At 53.8% G+C, this 23,728-nt stretch carries 23 protein-coding genes; 1 reads left to right on the top strand and 22 read right to left on the bottom strand.

Annotated elements, in window-relative coordinates; translation table 11 throughout:
- Positions 1-49: 49 nt before the first annotated feature.
- The 14 genes from HDC32_RS16565 to HDC32_RS16500 form a co-directional block, all read right to left on the bottom strand.
- Positions 50-370, bottom strand: a complete 321-nt coding sequence (locus HDC32_RS16565) for a hypothetical protein (protein WP_184744750.1) — start codon at positions 368-370, stop codon at positions 50-52.
- Positions 371-476: 106 nt separating this feature from the next.
- Positions 477-1,019 carry an STY4534 family ICE replication protein gene (locus tag HDC32_RS16560; RefSeq protein WP_184744748.1) on the bottom strand — a complete coding sequence of 181 codons (543 nt, stop codon included), beginning with the start codon at positions 1,017-1,019 and terminating at the stop codon, positions 477-479.
- 96 nt (positions 1,020-1,115) lie between these two features.
- Positions 1,116-1,355 carry a hypothetical protein gene (locus tag HDC32_RS16555; RefSeq protein ID WP_184744746.1) on the bottom strand — a complete coding sequence of 80 codons (240 nt, stop codon included), beginning with the start codon at positions 1,353-1,355 and terminating at the stop codon, positions 1,116-1,118.
- Positions 1,356-1,662: 307 nt separating this feature from the next.
- Positions 1,663-1,962 carry a hypothetical protein gene (locus HDC32_RS16550; protein ID WP_184744744.1) on the bottom strand — a complete coding sequence of 100 codons (300 nt, stop codon included), beginning with the start codon at positions 1,960-1,962 and terminating at the stop codon, positions 1,663-1,665.
- Between the two features lie 930 nt (positions 1,963-2,892).
- On the bottom strand, positions 2,893-3,333 hold the full coding sequence (pilM, locus tag HDC32_RS16545; protein WP_184744742.1) for a type IV pilus biogenesis protein PilM: 441 nt from the start codon (positions 3,331-3,333) through the stop codon (positions 2,893-2,895).
- A 590-nt stretch (positions 3,334-3,923) separates the two neighbouring features.
- A complete protein-coding gene (gene pilV / locus HDC32_RS16540) occupies positions 3,924-5,246 on the bottom strand; it encodes a shufflon system plasmid conjugative transfer pilus tip adhesin PilV (RefSeq protein ID WP_184744740.1) in 1,323 nt (440 codons plus the stop codon).
- A complete protein-coding gene (locus HDC32_RS16535; RefSeq protein ID WP_184744737.1) occupies positions 5,236-6,177 on the bottom strand; it encodes an ATPase, T2SS/T4P/T4SS family in 942 nt (313 codons plus the stop codon). The genes pilV and HDC32_RS16535 overlap by 11 nt, the downstream gene beginning before the upstream one ends.
- 10 nt (positions 6,178-6,187) lie before the next feature.
- The gene (locus HDC32_RS16530; protein ID WP_184744735.1) at positions 6,188-6,703 is read right to left on the bottom strand and encodes a type 4 pilus major pilin; all 516 of its coding nucleotides are present in this window, start codon (positions 6,701-6,703) and stop codon (positions 6,188-6,190) included.
- A 25-nt stretch (positions 6,704-6,728) separates the two neighbouring features.
- Positions 6,729-7,868: a type II secretion system F family protein gene (locus HDC32_RS16525; protein ID WP_184744733.1), complete on the bottom strand. Its 1,140-nt coding sequence runs from the start codon at positions 7,866-7,868 to the stop codon at positions 6,729-6,731.
- Entirely contained in the window at positions 7,858-9,414 is a 1,557-nt protein-coding gene (locus HDC32_RS16520) for a GspE/PulE family protein (RefSeq protein WP_184744731.1), read from the bottom strand. Before HDC32_RS16520 ends, HDC32_RS16525 begins: the two co-directional genes overlap by 11 nt.
- 12 nt (positions 9,415-9,426) lie before the next feature.
- Complete coding sequence (gene pilP / locus HDC32_RS16515; RefSeq protein ID WP_184744729.1) at positions 9,427-10,002, bottom strand: type IV pilus biogenesis protein PilP; 576 nt, start codon at positions 10,000-10,002, stop codon at positions 9,427-9,429.
- Positions 9,992-11,323: a type 4b pilus protein PilO2 gene (pilO2, locus tag HDC32_RS16510; protein ID WP_184744727.1), complete on the bottom strand. Its 1,332-nt coding sequence runs from the start codon at positions 11,321-11,323 to the stop codon at positions 9,992-9,994. Before pilO2 ends, pilP begins: the two co-directional genes overlap by 11 nt.
- 3 nt (positions 11,324-11,326) lie before the next feature.
- Positions 11,327-13,135 (bottom strand): PilN family type IVB pilus formation outer membrane protein, encoded by a 1,809-nt coding sequence (locus HDC32_RS16505; protein ID WP_184744725.1) that lies wholly within the window; start codon positions 13,133-13,135, stop codon positions 11,327-11,329.
- Positions 13,135-14,283: a TcpQ domain-containing protein gene (locus HDC32_RS16500; RefSeq protein ID WP_184744723.1), complete on the bottom strand. Its 1,149-nt coding sequence runs from the start codon at positions 14,281-14,283 to the stop codon at positions 13,135-13,137. The genes HDC32_RS16505 and HDC32_RS16500 overlap by 1 nt, the downstream gene beginning before the upstream one ends.
- A 204-nt stretch (positions 14,284-14,487) precedes the next feature.
- On the opposite strand from HDC32_RS16500, the gene HDC32_RS16495 reads away from it, so the two are divergent.
- Positions 14,488-14,961, top strand: a complete 474-nt coding sequence (locus HDC32_RS16495; protein WP_184744721.1) for a hypothetical protein — start codon at positions 14,488-14,490, stop codon at positions 14,959-14,961.
- Positions 14,962-14,973: 12 nt separating this feature from the next.
- Here HDC32_RS16495 and HDC32_RS16490 read toward each other — a convergent pair whose 3' ends face one another.
- From HDC32_RS16490 to HDC32_RS16455, 8 genes are all read right to left on the bottom strand, one after another.
- Positions 14,974-16,929, bottom strand: a complete 1,956-nt coding sequence (locus tag HDC32_RS16490) for a DEAD/DEAH box helicase (protein ID WP_184744719.1) — start codon at positions 16,927-16,929, stop codon at positions 14,974-14,976.
- Positions 16,926-18,806, bottom strand: a complete 1,881-nt coding sequence (locus HDC32_RS16485; protein WP_184744717.1) for a hypothetical protein — start codon at positions 18,804-18,806, stop codon at positions 16,926-16,928. Before HDC32_RS16485 ends, HDC32_RS16490 begins: the two co-directional genes overlap by 4 nt.
- A gap of 110 nt (positions 18,807-18,916) precedes the next feature.
- Entirely contained in the window at positions 18,917-20,815 is a 1,899-nt protein-coding gene (gene topA / locus HDC32_RS16480) for a type I DNA topoisomerase (protein ID WP_184744715.1), read from the bottom strand.
- A gap of 96 nt (positions 20,816-20,911) precedes the next feature.
- A complete protein-coding gene (locus HDC32_RS16475) occupies positions 20,912-21,109 on the bottom strand; it encodes a CrpP family ICE-associated protein (RefSeq protein WP_081744453.1) in 198 nt (65 codons plus the stop codon).
- A 114-nt stretch (positions 21,110-21,223) separates the two neighbouring features.
- The gene (locus tag HDC32_RS16470) at positions 21,224-21,709 is read right to left on the bottom strand and encodes a hypothetical protein (RefSeq protein WP_184744713.1); all 486 of its coding nucleotides are present in this window, start codon (positions 21,707-21,709) and stop codon (positions 21,224-21,226) included.
- Between the two features lie 111 nt (positions 21,710-21,820).
- Complete coding sequence (locus HDC32_RS16465; protein ID WP_184744711.1) at positions 21,821-22,285, bottom strand: single-stranded DNA-binding protein; 465 nt, start codon at positions 22,283-22,285, stop codon at positions 21,821-21,823.
- Between the two features lie 15 nt (positions 22,286-22,300).
- On the bottom strand, positions 22,301-22,840 hold the full coding sequence (locus HDC32_RS16460) for a DUF3158 family protein (RefSeq protein ID WP_184744709.1): 540 nt from the start codon (positions 22,838-22,840) through the stop codon (positions 22,301-22,303).
- A gap of 5 nt (positions 22,841-22,845) precedes the next feature.
- Positions 22,846-23,571, bottom strand: a complete 726-nt coding sequence (locus tag HDC32_RS16455) for a PFL_4669 family integrating conjugative element protein (RefSeq protein ID WP_184744707.1) — start codon at positions 23,569-23,571, stop codon at positions 22,846-22,848.
- Positions 23,572-23,728: the final 157 nt, after the last annotated feature.

Here is a 23,728-nt window from a genome sequence, read left to right as displayed (position 1 = left end):
TAAGGTGTGTATGTGATGATTTAGGCGGTGTTTTAGTCTTGTGAACCTGTCAGTACTCGTCGTCACTTTCAGGTTGCGGGTCTAGACGATCGCGAGCGCGCCAATACTCTTGGAGAAGTCCAAACTCCGATAACATCGGGCTGGTCTCTGGAGTGAAGTCATATCGGTGGTCCATTTCAGCCAACTTGATAACCCCATTCAGAGCATCGAACCAGAGGTGGTCTGATGCGAGGAAATGCTGCGGGTCCTCATGAGGGTCAATGGCCACATTGATGAGGCGCTGTTCGTCGAGCGCACTGTAAACACGGGCTTGAGCCGCTATTAAGCCAATCTGAATTACCAGTGGCAGCCGTTCCGAGTTGTGAATCATGGCGAGTCTCCAATGTATGAGAATCACCGTGCCCGGAAGGGAGGTGATCCCTTCGGACTTTGATAGTAATGAAAGGCACCCGAAGGGTGCCTTTCAACAAAGTGAATCAAGATGCTTTACGCTGCTGTTTAGCGCGCGTTGGATTGGTTTTTTCCTGCGCAACTGGCTCTGGCTCAGGTGTTTCTTTGCTTTCGAGCAGTGCTTCAGGTTCAGCTTCGCCTTGTTCAGCAACTGGTTCTACTTCACGAGGCTTCGCTTCATAGACGGTTTGGCCATCCACCTTAATCCAGCCGATAAACAACAGGCGTCCCTTGAGGCTTGCTCCAGGTTGCCCTTTTTTATCGCCTTTCTCATAGGTAAATGCATCGGTCCAAATATCACCGATACGGAAGCTCACAAGGACCTTCTTTCCGGCTTCAACGGCGGCTTGGCTGCGACGAATCAGCTTTTCAGCATCAGCGCCGACCACGTTGCAGTCGATGTAGGAGTACTCGGCGTCATCCATCGAGCCGCGCAGTGCTGCAACGGTGACCGCCATAAATGGCTTACCTTTGCCGCGAGGTTTCACTTCACGGATACGGTTGAGGTAACCAATACCAGTGGTGTGAAGGTCGAAGAATTTTGCTTCGTTGGTTTGAGTAGTGCTCATGATGATTCTCCAATTTCGAAATAACAGAAAGCGGAGAAACACTTCGCCCTTGGGGGAAAGTATTCCCCGCGAGGGTGGTAGAGCTAAGGATTTTGCTTAGTGCAGGAGCTTCATGGCAGCAATCAACACACCAGTGGTGGCTGACAACATAACGCCCATGCGAATGGTGAGTTTGACTTCGAGCTGAGCGATTTCAGTCCGAAGAGCTGTAATGTCCGCTTTAGTTGCGAGTAGCGTGAGCATGTCGGTCTCCAAAGCTTCAATCACTGCGTTAGCTTTCTGTTCCGGGACGTTGATCGAGATCAGCGCTTGGTAGAGAGCCAGTTCAGTTTTCATCAGACCTCCAAAAAAATTGAGAGGCCTGCCCTGACGGGGTAGGCCCGTCATGGGTGGGAAAGATGCTTCCATCGACTGAGTCGACTGATCGCGCTACCGGAAGCTATGGCGATCTTGGGATTGGATCAATGCGGTAAACCGCATCGTAGTCTCTCGGATCCAGACTACTTGGGCATGTTGCTGACGACGTCAGCGATACATGTGCAGATCATGGAAATACGATTGTCGCGTGTCAAGCCCCTCCCATGAAAACTCTGAAGAAACCTTCCCGATGGGAAGGCTTCGTTCAGGGACGAGTAGGGCGGGCTTAGCAAGTAGAAGCCGCCATTGAGGGGCTGGCTATCTTCTTACGCGATCTGCGAGCAGGCTTTTCGACCACTCGTGTATTTGCAGCGTACCAAAGGTTTAGGTCGACACCTTTACGAGCTATTGCCGACACATGATCCATCTCACGTACCAGGCTCTCAGGTACGCAGGGTGGTGGCAGCAGCGGAACTGCTTTGGGGTGGATAGCTGTAGGCGCAGAGCTGGTTTTCTTCACCGCATACAGAAACTGTCGCGTGAGGGTGCCAAGCGCAAAACCGAAGCCATAAGAAAGTTTGGACATAGTGATTCTCCTGCAGGTTGAATGCGGAGAAAGCACTGACCCTGTCGGGGAAGTGATTCCCCGCGAGGTGAGTTGCATAAGGTGCTTCTATCGACGGTTGTCGACCGACCGCGCTTCCAGAAGCTCAGCGGTCTTGGGCGGATCAGACACATGTATCGTGTCGCAGTCTTCAAGACCCTAACTGCCTGGGCATGATGCTGACAACGTCAGCAAAGCACGTTTGTATCATCGAAGGGAGATAGTGATGTGTCAAGCGGGAGGGGAATTACGGGGAGGGCAAAAGCAGATTTAACTCAGCGGGAGAAGCTACCGAGAGCAGCTGGGTCAACAGTCACCCTCGGTTGTAGTAAGAAACGTCTTTCAGAAAAAAATACCACCTGTGAGAGATTAAGGCGTCATCGATCCCTGGGCTGTGATCTGAACGTCTCACTTTCTACACCTGGCCGATTATCGTGGCTGAGGCCAGCAAACATAAGGCACGCATCCGCGCACAAAAGGAGCCCTGCGTTTCGCCGGCGGGCCACCGGCAGGGAAAAGCAGCTACCAATGGGTAGCCTGATCATCCTTTGCAAGATGATCAGGCTACCCATTGTGTGAGCTTTAAAAAGAATGGGCCACAACACCAGTGTGGCCCTTAGACTACGATGCTTCGAACCTCGACAAAGCTCTATGTGCCTATGAACTCGCAATTCACGAGTTAGACGGCTGCGTGTCTGGCTTGAGCAGGGAGACACAGGGAGAGCCTTGTACCAGGTCCGCACGCCCTTCCCGGAGCTATGCGTGCTTTGGGGTTGGTAATGAGGCAAGCCGCATCACCGGGCGCTACTGATGACCGCCAGTAGCCAGCGGGGTGGAAACTTTGTCGCGTTCATTATGTTGAGAGCCCGAGGTATATGCAACCTCGCACCGGATACAAAGACGCTAATCAAGTCAGTTGACTGCCACGGCTGCGCCTTCAGGAATGACGTTGGGGAGAATGATGTCTGTTTCTCCCGACCTGGGCGAAATCAACACTCCTGCCCGGTTCACTCCTACTGTGATCGACTGGGTTCGCTCCACCAAAGCTGCAGGTAATCCTGGAGGTGCTGTACCCGCAAAGTAGGTGTAGCTTTGTCCCGCAGATATGTAGGTCATAACCCCTGAAGGTTTTGAAAACCATGCTGGCAGGTTGAGTGCTTCATCCGCCGGCGTCCCTGTATACCCGGCGTTTGCCTTCGCATACTCAGCTGCTGCGGATCTATAGACGAGCAAATTGCGACTCAGAGAGTCGATGGTCGCATAGTCTGTGATTTGTTCGGATTGCTTTTGCTGTTGATTGAACAAACCCACAGCGATCAGCAGGATTGTGAGAACTGCCCAATTTAGCGACATGACTGAGCCTCAAGAGTGTCAGACGTAATTGTCACCGAAGCTCAACCAGATCGTCTTGGGAAAATACGAGGTCGGGCTACAACAGATTTTGCTGCTTCGGACTATAGTCGGCTGACGACAAAAGTCAGGCCCTCAGAGTTCGAAAGCTAAGCTCGTATTTGCCGAGTTAAAAGTAATGAGTAATACAATATAATGCAGGTAGTTACAATTATTGCCGTAAGTGTCAAAGGGCGTCGACCTGCAAGGGAAGTGGTCTTTCTAACTTTGTGGGCTGCTGAAATAATATCAGAAGTTTTTACGCATATAACTCTATATCGTCCTGATCCTAATGGGGTAAGGCGATAGGTGTGATCTCCTACCTCGAAAGCTTCTAAGCCCTTAAGGGCCGGAGCCCATAATGCGCTTGAGCAAATCCGGCTTCTAGAATTTAGCCATGCTTGCAGCTGATGATCATTATATTCAGTGCCATTCTCAAGGTGGTCCATCAAGCAAGTACCTGTCAGCAGCATAGGAAAATTGGTTTTACGACCAGATCTCAACGTATATGAATGAGTATCAACAAACAAAACGCAAAGGTATTCGTGCAAATACTATTTTAGGCACTGCCAATAAAAGACCCCAGCCCAACCGGCTCTGACCGCGCGTAGAAACCAGTTTCCAGCTCCGTCCCGATACACTTGACCGGACTCGTCTTGACCAACGGCCGCAGCACCAGAGAGAGTGCATATAGGCCAAGTTGAGTCAGCAATAGCACAAACCCTAGGATTCCATTGGCCGTAACCTTGGCAAGAGCCGGAGATGTAGTTTTTGAATTTTGCCCCGGAGATAGTCCACACCCCGGATTGGCACGAAAGTGGGATTCCCGCCGCATTTTTTGCGATGAGCCTGCTGTCATTGCACGCTTCTCCCTCTGTCGCCTGGCCACCGATCGATAGAAATTCATTGGTCGAGAGACGGCCGTTGGCACTAACGGTGCCGGTAGAGGTGACCTGTCCAGCAGCAACTGTCCCACCTGTAGAGAGCCCTTTGTTGTTATAGACACGCACCCAGTCAGAATCGGACTGGTAGATGCCTCCACCCCATTTCTCGCTGTACCAGCCAGTATCACCTCGAGTTCTGAACCAGCCCCCTGTGTAGGTCTCGCCAGTGACGTTCGCAGTTGCTGCGGATACAGTATTCGTAGCTGTTACATTTCGAGCATTGACATCAGCGCCTGTGGTCACGTTGCCGGTAGCCGTAATTGCAGCCGCATTGTTGATATTGTGGCCGCCTAAACTGAGGTCGGTATTCATGGTGTTGAGCTCGGGATGTCCCGGCACCGCGTTGCGATATAGGTAGTCATTGGCGAGTTGGCCATCCATCAGGAACAATGCGCTGGCGGTATGACCTGGACCGGGGTTGATAGAGTAATTACTAAGCGCTACCTGCCATCCCCCGCGTACACCCTGAACGATGTTAGGGTTGGTTGAAGAAATGAAACCACCAGGTCCGCCTAGATTTTCAGCGATGACACGAATGCCCATTTCTGGGATTGTTTGCCCACCTGTGGTGACGACGATCACCTCCAGTTGGTTGGGATTAGGCTTCCGGGCCAGGCCGAGAATGGTCTGCCCGAAGGTATTGGTGGAGCTAAAACCTGCAGGAAGATAGCTGGTGTTTATCAGCATCGGAACGGTTATTTGCGCTGGAACGGTCGCTGTAGCGTTGTTCAATAAGGCATTGAAATTATCCTTCAAGTATTTTGCCACTGCTTCAGAGATGGTTCTCTGTTGATCTGCGGCAATGCGGTAATCCTGACCGTCCATTTGCCTGATTTGCCATATTGTCGCCAAGGTGACGACGACGGAAAACACGATCAATCCGATTGCCATATCCAGGCTCAAGAAACCCCGCTGTTTGTTTTTACTGGTCATTCCAGAGGCTCCTAGATGATTGGTGAGCGATGTCTTGTTCGAGTAGGGTGATCTTCCCTGCATGGACTTTTTCTCGAATGCCCGGTCCGTCACGGTCAGTGAAAAGCAGACTCTGCAACGTAAGTCGACGATTCCCATCAATCCCCATAGACAGAGACTGGTGAATGACCGCTACTAGGCCTTTGGAAAGCAACTCTCGGGCGTTATTCAGCAAGGGCTGGGCCAAGGCCGAGATTCTTTCAATGCCTTGAGTGACGCTGCCAGCATGGCCTGTACAAATAATGAGATGACCATTTATTGATGCCTGAATGACTTGAGCAGCGGTCGAGCTGTCGCGAATTTCCCCGACAAACAGCAAGTCAGCTCTTGTGCGTAGCGCCAAGATCAACGCCTCCTCGTAGCCTCCCATACGGCGAGAAACTGGAACTTGAATACAGCGCCCTTCACCGTGTCGACCATTCAGATAGGGTTCTGGGGGATCCTCTACAGCCACGCAAATTCCACCCCAGGCCTCAAGGCGGGCCTTTACAAGCGAGGCCGCGCTTGAAGTCTTTCCTGTACCCATTTCTCCGCAGATGAAGATCAGGCCGCGTACAGAGTCGCTCATCAATGCATCCTGCAGATAATCTGGCAGGCCTAGCATGTCCAATGGTCGGATCTGAACCGATGACTTGCTCAAGACAAAAACTGGTTTACCGTTCAAATCCAGTAGTTGGGTTACGCGTAGGACTACGCCATCCTCAATCAAAGCGAATTCAGGATCCTGGGTAGCAGCGTGCTTTTCCTGACACTGCAGCCGCAAGCGCTCGAGGTCCGCACGCCATTCGACTGGTGCTTCAACTCTTCGCGCATGCCCAGGAAGACCTTTGGCATCGGCAAACCCCTCGCCTAGGTACAGGTCGACGAATTCAGCATCGGAGATCACGCTCACACAGGGCTCCTTAATACGAAGTCCAGGCAATGGTATTGGCGTCCGATGAGCAACTTGTAGCCGCTGCCACTGCAGTGATTTCTCCAGCAATGGCAGTACCACCGTTGATTGCCGTCGTCGTCTGTTTGTCCTTGGCCATATTTGAGGCGAGGGTGATACAGGCATTTTTCGGGAGGTTGGATTCGGTGATCGTAAAGGTCATGCCGTTGCTCACTACGGTCACCGCACCGTTCCAGCGGTTGGACAGGGCATTGCCGTTGATGCTCATGCCGCCGGTAGCTTCGAGGTTGATTAAGGAGGGCGCCAGGTTGGTGCCGGCAGTCGCGTAACCCGTAGTACTTTTCAGTCTTTTGGTATTGCTGAGCAACGTACCGAGGTTGCTCTGTTCGATAGTGACGTCCGAGCTGCCGAACGTTCTGTAACCCATAAAGACGATGAATCCGAGTGCCACCGCGATCAGCATCAGCCAGAACATCCCGTCAAGGGAAAGGAATCCACGTTGGTTTTTGCGAATATTTGTTGGCATTTCCAGTACCTCATTTGAGTTTGAGTTAGAGCGTTTCAGTCACAGTGCCGGCCAGCTGGAAGATCCCGATCACCACCAGAATCATCATGATCCCCATGGCCATGGAGGACACACCGATGAGCGATTTAGCGATGGCTTCGACGCGCTGGAGGGTTTGCTCCAGCCAGCGGTTGGAAAACCGTTCCATCGACTCTGCGAAGCCTTTGCGTATGGCAAGTACTTCAAGAAAATGCATGGCCATGGGGTCTGGAAATTGATGACCCGCGAGCTTCAGCGCAGTACCGAAGTTTTTGCCAGCGCTGACGCCGTAATGAATGGCCGTCAGCCGCTCCTTTAGCCAGGGCGAAGCATTGCGCTGAAGAGAGGTGAGTGCATCGAGCTGGTTGATGCCGGAGCGCAACATCACGGCCATGTTGAGCAAAAAGATGGAGCCGTGAAGTGCCTTGTAGACCGACCAAGGGGGAAGGCGCTCTGCTCGGACTCTCAAGACCTGGAGCAACTTGTTCAACTGCAGCTTCCATGACGGGCTGGCCGCCGTGATCTGTAGCCCGCAAAACACCGGTAGGGTGATGATCGACACGAAGATGAAGACGACGACCGCGATTAAGGTAACCAGACCGTAGTGGGTCACGAAATTTGATAGGGCGTACAGAAACGCCGGTACACCCGTCCAGGCTTCGGGGTTAGACCGACGTGTCATGGAGGGCACCATCCACACGGCGATCACATACAGCAGAGCCGCCATGACGCTCCACACAACGGATGGGAACACGGTGGCCGAGGCCACGAGTTTGCTGATCCGTTGGCGTACTTCAATGATCCTCACGCAGTCACGACAAGCCTGCACCAGGTTGCCCGTGTCTTCACCGGAGGCGATCAGTGAGTTCTCGTCGTAGGGAACCCAGCCTTCGCAGGAAATGCTAAGGGATTTTCCGTCTTTCACCGATTGCGCGATGTCTCTGCAGGCTAGAGATACGGGGTGCAATTTCTGACCGTTATCGCTGAACGCTCTGGCGACCGTGTGCAGCGCGTCCTCAAGTGACACACCATCCTCAAGGATGCCCATAAGGCTCTCGTAGAATTGGATTCGCTCGTTTTTGCCGAACTGTTTGGCATAGAAGACTTCTGCCCAACGATTCAGCATCCCCCTGACGTCACTCATCATGAGAGAGCTCCAAGGTTTGTTGATCAAAGTCCAGGGGACCTACCATCATTTCCGCGTGGCGCGGATCTACCAGGCCTTGCTTGAGTTTCATGATGGTGTGGGCGGTTTTGGTGACGCCGCCCATTTCCTTGACCCAGTGGCGACGTGCTGCACTCGCACCGTGCTTATTGAAAACCTGCATAAATTTGAGGTCGGTAAGGAGTGTTTCAGCAACTGCGGTGCGGCCACCGACGCCTAAACCTTTGCAGTGTGGGCACCCCGGGCCTTTCAGGTAAATCAGCTCGATGGCCTGCAGGTCGTGCAAGCGCCGAGTCAGCGCAGCGCTGAGCTGGTCCAGATTTGCAGATGCAGGTATGCGACAGTGGTGGCATAGCTCAGGCAGCAAAGACTGATTCACGACGCTGGTCATCAAGGCCGGGTCAGTGACCAGGTAGCGATCCACCCCCATGTCGATCAGACGCTGCAGGCCGGCTACGGCATTGTTGGTGTGCAGTGTCGAAAGTACCAAGTGACCGGTCATTCCGCCACGGAACGCCGCTTGGGCTGATTCAAGATCCCGGATTTCCCCGTACATCAGAATGTCGGGGTCCAGCCGCATGGTGTTGGTGATACCTGCGTTCCAGGTTTCACCAGGGCCCAGTGGCGACTGGTTGGCCATGATTGGATATTCAGGCGGATCTTCCATGGTCAAAATGTGTTTGGTGCCACCACATTCTTCATGCAGCAGGTTCAGGTTGACTTGTTGGGACTTGGACTTCCCGGAACCTGTGGGGCCAGTAATTAGGTTCACCCCATAAGGCAAACTACGGATGCGGCTGAATGCCTCGATCTGCTGGGGAAGAAAACCGAGCTCCTCAAATGTCATTTTGGTTTTGTCGTCGTACAGCAGACGCAGAACCATCAGGGGGCCGTCAACCAGCGGCCGGGTGGCAACCCGGGCGCCGAACAGACCAAGCTGTTCGACATAGGCTCGTTTCACCCTGGCGTCCTGGCTCACCTGCGGCTGATAGTGGTCCTTAGCTACATCGCACATGCTGTTGTAGAGGGATGAGCAGAGCTCCATGCCCACCTGGCTCTGATGCTGCTCTGCCTCCCACAAAAGCCCGTGGATACGAAAGAATATTCGAGTGATGTCGTGGCCAACGACAAAATGAACGTCGCTCGCATTGCGCCGGTGGGCCTCTCCCAGCAGTTGTACTACCTGGGCTTGGCGTTTTGTATCGGTGGACAGTGTTTTACCATTTACATCCTCATTCGCTTGGTACAGAGCCTTGATCGTGCTCATGGAGCAGACCTTGACTTCGAAAGGATGATTTTCGTGTTCCAACTGATCCTCGAATGCCATGACATAGGCATCCGTTTGATGTTGGGCAGACACATACAGAATCCCATCGCTGGTCAGCGCGCACAGTTGACGCAACTCGGGTTTCAGTTCAAACGGTCCTCCAGTTGCGGTCAGCAACTTTTTGTGCGAAATCAGAATTTCCACAGCAGACTCGTCGGAGCCTACTTCCGTTGCCTGGGGATTTTCGGTCGGGATCGTCATAGCATTGGTCTCTCAGCGTTGGTCAGGGATTAAGCCGGGCAGCAGCACAGGGGGCGACGCGGTGTTGCTGACTGCGGGGTTATTGGCGTTGCCTGGGACGACTGGAGGAGTATTGGAAAAACCGAGGGGATAGCGCTTGCCGCTTCGCTCAAGCGTCACGTTGTCGAAGGTGAGGATTGCCACTCGGTAACCCCCAGGCAATTCCCTGGAGGAGGCATCAGCGTCAATCTCAACCCCACCGCTGTAGAGAAGGGTGGCACGTAGACGCTTTGCTGAGCCGAAGACGGCTTTTACAACAGGCAACTCAGGCTGTGAGTCAGCGCTGCGGGCGGAGGCAGAAGTCGGAGGCGTGAGGTAGCCTTGAGAAAAAATCATTGGCGAAGGCTGCGCCGTCGCAGTTTGGTCTTCGCCGTTGATGGATCTTTCGGCTTTGGCTTTCTCGGCCTTTGCGTTCAACAGAATCGTCTGGCTTTGAATAAGGGCCAACTCACCGACGTTTACCCCGGATGGCGTGTTTTCGCTCGCCCAACAAATGGGGGCGCCGAAGGCAAGGATTGAACACCAAAAGCGCAGCGTCTTATTTCGCATAAAGGTCACCTATTACTGACCAGACAAGGTGGCCAGCCTCATATTTGGTTTGGATTTCACGCAGCCGAAGGCCTTGACTGGGTGCGCCGGATAAAGAGTCCAGTGGGGTAAGCCCGGAGGTGTAACGCAGTTCGAATAGCTTCCATTGAGGAGGTGGCGGCGGCGGTGGAGCAGGCTGACCAGGAATGGCTGGTTGAACGGGCACAACAACCGGCATCTCTTTCAGGGTGGGGGTCTGCATGAAGCTATGCAGCCAAGACGATAGGTTTGCCAGCATCACGATCGCTCCTTCAAGCGGTTCATCACCAGCGGCAGGTAAGGAAATGTCGGACTTCAACGTCGCCGAGTTACCCTCGTCAAAAAAGGCCGGCCGATCAGAAAAGTGGCCTTGAGTTGCCTGTATCAGCTTGTCGGCAGTGCTATTGCCAGAACGTGTGTAAGAGGACAGGACCTGAGTGCCGTCGCACATGGCACTCGTGAACTGCCATCCCTGAATGGATAGGGGCAACTGATAAATGACGTTGCTGCAACCTTCCAAGAAGTCTTCAACAGAGGGACGTTTGGCCCAGGGATGTTCAAGCGCTTGGGGAGGTTGCTCCACACCCGATTCTTTTTGCAGCCTGGCCAACTCAGCTAGACGTTGTTGTTCAGCCTGGAACGCTGCCTCCTTGGCTATTTGCTCCTGATGGCTCTGCCATTGCGCCCAGCCAATGACGCCGACTGCGATCAGCGCTGCAAGAATCGAGAGCTGCACCAGCTCGGTCTTGGAGAGTCCAAATACAAGCTGTTTAAGTCGATATTCACGTTTGAGTTTCTCGGGTTGGAGCAGATCTTCAACGTCCAGAGGATGCCCGCCCATCTCAAACTCTGGAGGGAGGTACTCATGGCTGAATTGAATGCCGCGACTGCGTTGTTGCACGACCCTGCGCCGCACTTCGGCGCCTGTACCGATCATGTCACAGCCTGAAATCACACCGCCTTGATACACCGCGACCAAGGCGTACTGGTCCAGATCGGGTGCCGTCCGCCATGCCGCAATCCACGAATCGCCCAACTGTCCAGCCAGCGTCGCGGCGAGTGAATACATGCCCTTGGTGACGCTGTCGCTGTGCGCTACAAAACCTGCCTGAATGATCGCCGGCGTTCTGCGAATGGCGACAATGTCTAGTTCGTGTTCACGCCCATATTGGCGGGCTTCTTTCATGTGACCGGTGACACTGCCCAGGGGATGCCAGCGCAGACCAGTGACGAAAGATTTCCCTCTATGCTGCAGTACCTGGACGCGCGCAGAACGTGTGTTTTTCGATACTTCCGCGACCATGGCTTACCCCTTAAAGCCTGCGCAACGCAGCGCCGGGCTTGGGCATTGGCCCCATAGGTCATTGGCAGCCGGTGTATTCAGAGTGCTAGGGCCTCCCGTGTCGCTGTCGACAACAGGGGTAATTAACACCACCAGTACATTGCGGTCTGTGCTGCGGATACGGCTACCACCCAAACCAAAGAAGCCCGGATCACCTACGCCGGATTTAGTCGCGTTTTCGCTGTTCTCTTCGAAGCCGGTCAGTACCAATGTTTGACCGCTGCGCAATTTGACTTTCGGAGACAGGTTCTTGGTGTCGTAGTCAGCGGTTTGGACGCTGGAGCCATTGCTGGTGAAGGGGGTGAAGGTGGGTTTGCTGCTCATGCTCAGGGTGATCATCAGCAGCAGGTTGTCCTGGTCGATAATCCGAGGAAGCAGCATCATGTTGAAGCCGCTCGTAATCGTCGCGGGAGTCAGTGAGGTGGACGATCCGACTGAGGCCGTTGTAGTAGTCGAACTCGACGCGATATAGCTTTGCACGTTGCCGATCTGGATAGGTGCCGGCTGTAGATTGAGCGTCGTGACCGAGGGCGAACGGACATTTGAAATTCGTCCCTGCTCCGACAGTGCTTTTATGATCAGGTTAGATCCGGCCCACGGCGACTTGGAAGTATCCAAGATACTCAGAGAGCCTGAGACCGCATTGGCGCCAATCCCAGTAGTGGCATTTTTAAGTGAAAATCCCCACTTGTTGCTCAGATTGGTATAGACCGCTGTCCAATCCAGGCCAGTCTGATCCTTGTCGCTGAGGGTTACCTCGAAGACTTTGACATTGAACAGCACCTGACGCGTGATGCTACGGTTGATGGAGTTCAAGTATTTAGAAACGTTGGAGAGGACCTCTGGTCGATCGGTAACTGTCAAGGTGCCGGTGGAACGCGAAAGGAACATCCGACCTTGCGGTTGCTGGCTCAGCATCGCCTTGACGTTTTTTTCAATATCCCCGATCAGTGATGTCTTGATAGAGACGGTGGTGCTCTGGTTGCTGCCGGACTCTCCCGATGCACCGGTGGATGAAGATCCTCCACCGCCACCTGAGCTCCCGCTCCCTGTCGCGGTCAGCAAACCTGACTTCACTGTGCTTTCAATGATCTGGTCATCTCCAAATGCCCATACATCGAACGTTTTGGTGTCGAAGTAAGTGACATGCACGCTGCGATCGTCTGAGGAGTAGTTCCACGCTAAGCCCAGCTGCGCGGCGGTTTGATTTAGCAAACCTGACAGTTTGCCGCTGTACTTGATGGGGAACGTGCTGGGTGCAATCTGTCCGATCATATTCATTGAGCGGGCATTGCTGGGCACGTTGCCGATGACACCTGCGGGCATGAAGTTGGACAGGTTGTCGGGTTGATTCATACCCGGGGGAGCGGTTGGACCTGAGTTCCCTTGTGTTGCACTGGTAAGGACGCTTGGATCGATGGCATCAGGCGCTACAATGACGGGAACGCCGCACTCGCTGGTGATGTAACGTGCGATCTCCGCGATCCCAACGTTGTACGAAGGGCGGTAGGTGATGTCGCAATCCATGGTCAGCGGCAAACCACGCTTGGCGACCATCGGCTGTTTTGAAACCCAGGGTTTATCGCTGAACACCACCGTGGCGCGCGCGGGCTCTTGTTGCTGATTTCTCAGAAACCGGCTGTATTGCGAGGCGGTCGCCGCATCATTTTCGGCGCGACTGGCTGACTCATTAACCCGCTGCAGTGAGCAGGAACTCAGCAGAGCCACGATGAGCGCTATAGCTGTGCCTCGGATCCAGAGACGGGCAGTCATCATTTTTTCCTCTCTGCAATGTAAATCAGCATTTGCGATGAAACGCCGTCGACCACAAAGGACCGTGGGGCCGAGTCATAAAGCGGGAAAATCTCTCTAATGGCTTCTTCGAAGCTGCCCTCGAATCGCAGTGGTGCCTCAATTGGATAATCAAGATCATCGATCTGCCAGATCAGCCTCCAATGCGCTTTTTCAGCCCAGCCTTCAACGGTTTGACGAAGTGATGATCCAGTTGAAGCCGTCCATAACTGGGCTAGCGGCTTCGGCGCGGCAATGACTGGAATAACCGGAGTGGCTGGAATTGCTGGAGCCATGGCTTGGGTTACTGGAGGGGTAGCTGTAGTCGCCTTGGCATTGATACTGCTGGATTTGGCCGAGACAGGACCCGGATTCAGCAAGGAAGACGTTTGTTTGGCAGAACCATCCTTAGCAATTGCAGAAGGAGTGGTCACGGTTTTGGCAGGTGCAGCATTCGTTACAGGCGCTGCGGTTGTTGCTGTTGCGGTGAAAGGCGCTGTCTGCGGTACGGCGGCGACTACAACTCCACCGCTCGAATCGTCTTTGATTGGGGTTGCGGGAGCTGGTTGAACGGTGGAGGGGGCTTTGAGTTGAGCAACCTGAGCCGATGCAGGACGTGGAGAATCCGGGAGCTGGTAGCCAGGGCGCAGGACGTAGCACACTTGACGGTTGACCTCGTCGACCTTCACCTGCCAGGCCGGACCTGCGAGCACCTGCAGAGTGTTACGCAGGGTCATTGGGCCAAGTTTATATTGGGCTGCTGGCAGTGGTCGGGTGTAGAGGATGTTGACGTGGCCAGTGTCTGCCGAGCAAAGCGTATAACCGGAACGGTCCACCACGTACTGCATCGCCTCACGCACATTTGGGTGCATGTTGGCTGGAATGCTGATGTCGATAATCTGAGCCATCAGGTCACGTTGGCCAGAATCTGGCAGCGTGCTGACGAGGGTGTAGCGGCCATAGCGCACTACTGGTTCTTTTTCAGGAACGGCGCCGCCAGGATAGAGGTCTGGCGTCAACATGTCCGGATTGCGACTGCTGTCGAAATCGGGCTTGGGTGTCTGCGCCGTTTGGGTCGTGCAACTGGCGATTAACGCGAGCAGCGAGAGCGTGGTGACGTGCCTGATCATGTGCCGAGAGGCCCCCTGTAATGATAGGGGAACGGTGACAGGCGGGTACCAGCTGCGCAGTAGGAAATAGAAAACTGCGTCTATAGGTATTTATAGGGTATACAAAGATGACGCAGACCGAGCAGAAGGCTTGCGGAGAAAGCGCACAGATCTTTGTGCAATGACTTGGATAATCAGATGAATTTGAAGCGGAGCACCAATCGTATGAAGGGAATCTTGTTCATAGCATTAGCTACCTTGGTCACTGGAGCTTCGGCTGCCGAATCAATACTCGTGACGGCTGAGCTGACGCGTAATGGTGAGCTGGTTGACAAGTTTTCGGGATATACAATGGATCGTGCCACTTTATCGTATCGGAATGTGCAAACAATTTCTTATAAGAAAGCCTCCGATCAGGGCAAGGTTGCTGTAGATAATTTGGAAGTCGGAACTGTTGGATTTGTCACCCCGGCCATTATGAGCGATGGGAAAATTCTAATACGTTATAAAGTCAACTATGTTCGACTCCTGGAAATGAATGCGAGCAAGGTCGGTAAACTCCAAATAGATTTGCCACATACGGAAGTTTTCCAGATATCGAACGAAACTACGGTTGCCGACGGCGAGACCTTTCAGATACCAGAAAACAAAAGTAATGGTTCCAAGTATATTTACAAGGTCTCAGCCACTAAGCAGTGATACACCGCTGCTCTATAAATTGGTCGCCAATGCTTGTCTCGCGTTGGCGGCCGCATCGGGCTCAATGAGGTCACTTGCCAACTGGCGCTTATCCAGCAGCATTTGCCATAGCATCTGGTCGATGGTGTTTTCCACCAGGGGGATTTTCACCACGACCATTCGCAATTGCCCATTCCGATAGGCCCTGTCCTCTGCCTGGTCCTGCAGTCCTGGCGTCCAGGGCAGGCCCAAGAACATGACATAGTTGGCCGCAGTGAGGTTGTTGCCGGTGCCTGCAGCGGAGGTAGTGGCGGCAAAAACGCGGGTTTCTGGATCACTTTGGAATTGATCGATCGCCTTTTGCCGTTTTCCTACAGAGTCACTGCCGACAACCGTGACGCACCCGTACTCAGCTTGCTTGCACCGAGTGCGAAGTGTTCCTACCGTATCCTTGAACTCACAGAACAAGATAACTTTGTCCTCCGCGTCCAGTTCGCACAGCAGATCCATTACGACACGAATCTTTACCTGCTCAAGCAACTGACGCAGTGATCCCAACCTGGCGAGGCTAGGCCTGTCTTCGAGCCGAATTTGATCGTATTGCTTGCGCTCCTCAGCAGTGAGTTCGATGGGTAAAGTTTGGCGCTGTTTGCCCTTGAGGCCGGGCAAGACATCCTTGCGTCGACGAAGCATCCAATCGCCGATTGCGCCCCGCAGATTCATGCGGAAATCCTGACTGCCGGCGAACTGTTCGCAGAATTCTTTCAAGGGCAGTTTCCCTACGGGGTGGCCGGATAGCCGTAGCAGCGTGTGCATCTCAGATTCTCGGTTGAGGACTGGCGTACCCGTCAGCAGGTAGCGGTTGGGTATCTTGGCGGCAATGTCGAAGCCGTGACGTGTCCACGCGGCGGTCGGCTCTTTCAGGCGGTGCGCCTCGTCGATGATCATCACGTCAAAGTGTCCTGCATGCAGAACAAAATCGCCCAGGCGTTCGTAGTTGGTGATAATCCATTGCGAAGAGGGATCAAAGACCTGTTGGCCGATTGTGGCCTCGGGATACACCATCTGGATTTCGCGTTGCCAGTTGATGATCAACGTCGACAGCGTGATTACCAAGATGGGTCTATCAGCTGCTCGGATTGCAGCGGCAATGATTGCCTGGCGAGTTTTGCCAAGCCCCATGTCATCCGCAAGCAAGGCGCTTGTGCGCTGTAGCAAGTGCCGGATGCCTGCCGGTTGATGGTCCAGTAAAGAATAACCAGCCAATGCCTGGTTAATCTGTTCGGTGGTGAACCCGGTGCGCTCGATTGAGGGCACCGCGGCTAGATACACATCGGTTGAGGTGCTGTCATCAGCCGCTTTTGCAGCGCGCTCTTGTGGAGGTCCACCAAGACTGATGCGGGTGATTTCATCAGCTGGAACAACGGATCCGTCGGTCAGTAGCTCTTGTACGGTGTCGAGGATTTCGAACTGATCCTCCGACAATCCAAGCTCCAGGATCAAGTTGCTTCGCACCACTTCCGCACCAGCGTCGATGCGCCAGGACTTGGAATGCCCGAGAAACACGCCGTGCATGCGCCTTGAAATGGCGACCGCGCCAGGATGGTAGTCACCTGACAGCAGGATCCCGCCCTGAACGAGTGGAGCTATCCGAAAGGTCAGCCCCCACGTGAATGCCTGCCGATCTGGGTCGTTTTGTGCGGCTGTGATTTTATGTGAAAACGTCTCCCAACTTTCATTGAAACGGTCCTCGGACAACTCCATCAAACGGTGGAAGAGCACATCCAGGTCATCCAGCAACTTGCCTTTTGGTAATCGCCAATAGCGATGTTGAGGATGCTCGGCACGCCGAATATAGAAACCATTACGTTCGAGAAACAGCCGGTTCGCACCCTCAACGTATTGCATTAACACCCCGAAGTCATAGCCGTCAAAAATGACTTTTTCGACCAGGTCCTGCCGGCGGTTCATCAGACGTGGACGACTCATGTCCTGCTCAAGCGTTGGTTGATCCATTCCGCACAGGCCTGGGCATGCAGTTTTTTCCGGTTTCGATTTGTATAGCGCGACATGAATAGTGTTTGGTCGGGCCATTCCAGGTTAATGGCGAGTTCACCCGATTTGATCTTTGCCCAAAACCATTGATAGGCCCGGTCAACCCTGGAGCCCGACTTAGGTGTGCGATTGCGAAGTCCTCTCAGTTGTATCGTCACCAGGTGTTTGGGAGTCAACTTTGCTAACGTTTCGCCCCAGGCACTTTCATCCATTTGAATTTCTGCAGAGGCCAACGATCTCCCGTTTTCGCGAACTGAAATAAGACGGCAGATGCCCCGATAAGCGCTGTAGTCGTAACCATCAATGCAATGCCCCAGCGCTCGATGTTCCGCATAAAGATCGGCTGGGCATTTCAGCTCGACAATTTGCAGCCCATTCGGGCTTACGAGAAGTGTGTCGTTTGAATTAAGCAGCGTCCTCCAGGGTGTCAAAGAGTCTGTTTTGGTTTGGGGATCTGCGGCATCAAGAGCTTCACGTATGTCTATCATTGCGAGGTGAAAGCCATCCACCAAGCTGGCGATCTGGTGATAGGTGGCAGTACCAATGAAGCTTTTGAGTTTTTGCAGTGCTTCACAGGCATCAGGTCCGTAGCTCTCATCTATGTTGTTGAAGAGCTCGTTCAGGTCTCGCAAGTCGTCGGCGATTTTGGACCAACTGGGATCCGACCAATCAGTTGGACACCCCGACAGCAGCCTGTTCCAGTCCTGCGTCTGCTCCCGCAGTTGATACGGAATTTTATCCAACAAGGCGAAGAATGTGATCCAGTGCGCTTTTTTAAGGGGACGTCGATTGCCCAGTGAAGCTCCTAGCAGCAGTCGATGCCAGGGCCGTTCAGGCCCCTCACGATTGATACGGGTCAATGCACTGCCGGTATCGAATACCCGTTGTTGCCCTAAGTAGCGCACTGCAGTACGCGGCGTCTGTAGCAGCCACGCCAGAGTGTCGGTAAGCGGAAGGCCTGCATCTGCAATGCGACCGATCAGGCACTCATGCGCGATGATCAAAGAGCCATCTCCGCTCCAGTTTGGGCGGCATTCTTGAAGGTCGTCCCACGGGCAGGTCATGTATACCTGCTGCTGCTCATCCCACGGCCACGGCCATTGATCAACCAGTACCAGAAGTGGAATCAGTACCGGTTGGGCTTTCAGGGCCTGCATGCGGCGTTTGCGGTCACCTTGAGCCAGCCAGTTATAGAGCTTGGGGGAGGGGCATTGCGCTGAACGGATGGCGAACAGTAATTCCTGTTCCAGGCACCGGCAAAACTGCTTCAGCGTGCTGCCTATCTGCTTCAGGTAAAACCGGTTTCGAGGAGAGAAGTACCGATTGTTGCTCGCCGTCGAATCGTAGCCTCTGCGATTAAAGCCTCCTAGATCTTCAATCGATAGGGCTTGCGCCCTTTCTCCAGCCGACTTGCAGAAGGAGGTCAGCAGAACGTCTGCATACCAACGTTTTTCAAACCTGAGCAGCAGCTGCTGGGCCACCAATACGGTGGGTTTTTTCTTGTGGACGCGGTCCTTGCTGGTGATTTTGCAGGCCTTCACCTGATAACCATCGAAGTACTGGAGGTGGTCGCCGATTCTGGCCAAAACTGGTCGTGTTTGATCACTTGTTGAAGGCAGGGTGACGCACCAGCACCGCGTGTGTGCGGTTGAACCCAGATAGGTATCGATGAATGAGGTCAGTTGGTAGGGCGGTACGTTAAAATGCAAAGCCCAGGTCTGCGCAACTTCAATTTGCCGGTCTGAGAACTTCTGGAGCTTCGGCGCTAAGATGCGCAGTCCCAACACCGATTGTCTCTTCTGTACGCTCACCCATGACCTCCTCTGCGATTTCGCAGAGGAATGTCAGGTATAGGGCGGGCGGGCTTCCAGGGTTAATGCGTAACGGCGTTGACGGTGATTTATAGCGGGAATGGCTGAAGTCACACCCCTCTGGGTTTATTGAGATCTGGTTTGCCATTCAAGTTTGGATAACTCACCCTGCATCCATTCGATTTGAAGCCTGTACACCCCCAAAAGTCATATCCACCGTCCCCTTTCTTCTGTCGCCTTGCGAGGGGTTGATTGCATTTGGGACAGTTGAAAGCGCCACCTGCAGCGTCTGGGCGTGGAGCGGACGCCATGGGCACACTCGGCATTCCACGCTGCTGGGACAGTTCCTCTTCCAGTCGCCTATGCAGACGCGCAACTACAGCTCCATAGGTGTCTTGGCCCTGGGCGATTTTGTCCAAATCGCGCTCCAGCTCCCGCGTAAAATCGAGTTCCACGAAACTGAAGAAACCTTCCAGCTTGGCGATTGTTTCCTCACCAAGTGGGGCCGGTACCAGTTTGCGGCTTTTTTCCTCGATCAGGCCTTTGCTGGTGATGTTCTTCAAGATCGAGGCGAACGTACTGGGACGGCCAATACCGCGGCGCTCCATTTCCTTGATCAAACTGGCCTTCGTGTAGCGCGAAGGCGGCTGGGTTTTCTTCTGCAGCAGTTCTCCGTTGTGCACAGCGAGAATCTGTTTAGGTGAGAGTGCAGGCACTGGGTTGCTGGCTGTTGCATCTTCCTCATCGTCAGTGTCATCGCCTTTCAGCAGTTTTCGCCACCCGGGATGGAAGAGGGTTTCACCTGTTGCATTGAATCGCAGCGTCTTACCATTTGGGCCAACCGCGAGCAGTTTTACGGTACGCACATCGAACACTGCTGCTTCAAGCTGGCTGGCAAGAGCCCGGACCCATATCAACTTGTAGAGGGCGAGCTCCTCGTCGTTTTCACCAGCCTTGGCATCAACCCAATGCGTCGGTGTAATTGCGGGGTGGCCTTCCTGAGCACCTTCGGCGGACTTAAATGTACGTCGCACGTCGACGGCCTCCACCCCGATAGATCTGGCCACGGTTCTAATATCCTCCATGGCTTCGTCTGGAACGTTGGGGTTGTCCGTCCGGTGGTAGGTGATGACGCCTTGCTCGTACAACCGCTGGGCGACCTGCATGGTCTTATCTGGGTCCCATTTCAAGGCGTTGCTCGCCGCTTGCTGAAGCGTGGAAGAGATGAAAGGCGCAGGAGGGTTACGTTCGGCCTTGCGGTCGTCACAGGATTCGACAACGACATTGCGTGTGCCGGCAACGAGCTGAGCCAGATTCCCGTCCTGGACGTAGGGGAAATCCTTGGTCGCGAAGTCAGGCACGGGTTGCCAGTCTGCGTACCAGTCTCCCATTGGTCCCTGGAAGTTGAGCCGCACACCAAAGTAATTGATGACGCGGAAGGTGCGAATCTCGCGCTCGCGCAACACCACCAGGTAGACAGCCGGTGATTGAACTCGTCCCGCAGAAGTGGGTTTGCCCATGAGGCGGCGAAGCTCCTGTGTCACCAGGTAACCCACCAGACGGTCAAGTACGCGCCGGCACTCTTGCGAGGCGACCCTGTTCAGGTCAATTTTGCGCGGGTTGGCCAGGGCTTCTTCAACACGCTTCAGAGTGATTTCGTTGAAGGTGATGCGTTGGTAGTCCTTGACGCCCAGCACCTGTTGGATATGCCAGCTGATGCTTTCGCCTTCACGATCCGGGTCTGTTGCAAGGTAGATTTCGGTGGCTTGTTTCGCTGCCGCCTTGATGTTCCGCACGGCCTTGGTGCTTTTATCCAGGATCTCATACACCGGCGTGTAATTTTTGCGTACGCCGGTGGTGATCATATTGTCGTCCTGCCCTCGGGCCGGTAGGTCCCGGATGTGCCCACCACTGGCAACCACCTGCCAGTCTTCGCCTGGGCGCAGCTTCTTCATCATTGGCTGGAGCTTTTTCAGCTTACCTGGTGCCTCGATGATTAATAACTTCATGGGGTGCCCTCTCAATTATCCAGAGTGGGACTCTCGCGTCAGGGGGGTAGGGCTTCAATGGGAAATGCTCAATGAGCAAGAAAGGGCTTTCAGCTGCTAGAGGTCGAGCGATAGCTGCTGTTCCTGGGCAAAGCCCTTTAGCCACGACGCGCGCATGGCGGGGTGATGGTAAGGGCAGTCATACACCCGTAGCCCTTTTCGGGCGGCCTCCGCACCGGCTATTTGCACAGCAGCGTGGGGGTTATTGAATTGCCGCCTATCTGTTGGCTTTAATACTGGGTGGGTTGACGCCATCGGAGGCGGTCCTCGAAGAGCTGATCAAACAGGCAGTAGCTATATAAGTTGATTTTGTTCGAAAAGCTCTAAAGATTGAAAATCAGTGCTTAAGTATGCCGATATATGGGTTATTTAAATCAAAAAAATCACGGGTTGCGCGATTTTTTTCAGATTGAATAGTTGGTTATTCCGCAAGTTTTGGGCCGGTTCGTCCGACCAAGCCGCGCTCCAAATCCACTCTATAAAGGCCTCTGTGGATTGCCCGCTTTGAACGCGCAGGCACTCTAGACTACCGTAGAGCTGTTCAGTGATCTCTCCATCATCGTCGAAGTCGACGCTGTATTCAGTATCCAGGCGGAACCCATCGAGTAGCTTGTCAAGAAATCGGCGAGCTTGCCAGGAATCGAGGTCGGTCTCCTCACGTCTGCCCATCTGATGCTCACCTTTGCGCCAGCCGAGTGGGGCCCATGATGCACGGTTCAAATCCAAAGTAAGTCCGTAGTAGTCGGGGGCATTCACCTCGCTTTCATCGAAGTACGCCCAGAAAACACGGCCTAAAACCGGATGCTCTGCAGCAATGACAACGTACCCGGTTGGATCTCTAAGGGTTTCGCACATCGGTAACTCCGACTTCGAAGGGAGTTTTCAAACTGGGTGAGGGTAACGATGAGCCGTATCCCCCACCACCGGCAGCCTCACGAATGGGGCCGAAAATTAAGCCCCTGGTTTTCAGAAGTTCGGAGGATCAGATTCTGGATATTCATCAGGACCTGGTGCCGGCTGCGGCTGCGATTTTGGTCCGTTGGACTGTTGCGAGTTCTGGCTCTGTGAAGGCGCTAGATTCACCATGGTCACGCGGTGTGGCAGCATGCCAATACGGCTGGCCTGAATTTTCAGGGCTTCGAATTCGCCCTGGTCGTTCTCCCAACGGTCCATAACGGCGCGGCCGGAAACGATCACGCGCATGCCTTTCTGAAACAGCTGCGAATAGTGTTCCGCGTCCTTGTGCCACCATTCGACGTTTGCCCAGAATCCGCCACGATCTTCATAACCGCCTTTACCGTCCGGAATCGAATTGTCGAAGTAGACGTTGATCCGCATGAGTCGACGTGGATCCTTGTTACCGTTGGGGAATTCTTTGAACTCCGGTGTCGAACCGATGTTGCCTTCCCAGCCTTGTACTGGCGTACCCATGAGTGTTCTCCGAGGTTATTGGTGTTGCATTGGTTTGGTGAGCTGCTGCAAGCGAGCCATGTACACGGCCTCCGCCTGGCCCATTTTTTTTGCACATTCGGCGGCCTGTTTGGCGATGGAGTGGACCAAGCTCATCTGCATGTTTAACGTGATCCGCTGAAGCTCCATCGCATACAGGTCCTGCAGCATGGATTCCGGTGTTCTGGGGGAGCCCATCATGTCCGCCCAAACCCCAACGCCCATTCGGCGATCTGTCACCTGTTGCCATCTCAGAAATTGCGTCCCGGCTTGAGTGTTTTGCTCGGTAAGCCGAACAGGCACCAAGGTGAACGGATACCGTCGGGCCTGTTCCAGTACGCCCTGGGCAAGGGCTTTCAACCCCGACTCCTGATCTCGGCATAACGCGGCAAATTGGGTCAGCTCCCCCTTACCTTTAAAAGGCTTTAAAAGGCCTTTTAGTGAGGCAGCCTGTTGCAGTTGCTGAAAGGCATCCTGTTGCAGTGGCCGAAAGGCAGTCTGTTGCAGTGCTCCATCGTCGGATTTTTGCTGGCCCATGTGCTTCAACCCTCTTCGGCCTCATCGAAGTGATCTTCCACCTCGGTTTGTTGCTGGCCGCGAATGATGGGTGGAGCGAAGTTCGAACGACGGGTGCCTTCCAGGATGTCCTGTGGCAGTTCTCCATAACGCTCGTACATTTTGCGGGCTGCATCAGCTTTGGCATTGTTGGCGGCGAAGTCATCGCGTGCAGCACCGGAGTATTTATAGTTCTGGGCCAATCCAAAAAGTCTCCTGAGTACCGCTGCGCCTTCATCTATCCAGGTTTCCATATCGTGGCGCCCGACAAGTCCGACGTGCTGGGCCAGCAAGATGCGCCTAACTATTTCGTCGTAGTTGGTCAGCAGGAATACGGCCTGAAAGCCTAGAGGGTTGGAGATATAAAGCGGGAGACTGACTGGCTGAATTGAAAGGTTCTCACTGATGCTAATGGCCGGTGGCAGGGAAGCCATGGCCATATCCAAGCGCTCTTCGATGTTCTTCAGTGCTTGCTTGGACTCATTGATTTTTTCTTCTATAAGAATCATCCACCAATCAGAGTACGGATCGTCCTGCTGGGCTCCGCGTGACATGCGATTGACGACACTACAAAAACCCGACAAGCCAATGATGCCGACTTTTAGATCGTTTTTTGGACGTCCCATCCAGATGCGTGCGGCGTGGTGAGTGTGAAGAGTGAGCTTCACATCGCTACGCAGTGAACCGATGTTGAGCCGGAAATTATCAGCCATGGTGCAGTTTTTCCTTGGGAAGAGGAGTGACGTGCCCATGCTGCAATCTGGCTATAAGAGGCGCACCAACAAATCCATTACCCGATGGAAGGGGATTTGTTGATGCTTCTTTATATACGTGGTGATTGGAGGACGAACTTTGCAGAGTTCCACCGCT

Origin of the sequence: Pseudomonas sp. JAI120 (assembly GCF_014207255.1) — a bacterium.
GTDB lineage: Bacteria > Pseudomonadota > Gammaproteobacteria > Pseudomonadales > Pseudomonadaceae > Aquipseudomonas.
This window is presented reverse-complemented; position numbering and strand designations above follow the sequence as displayed.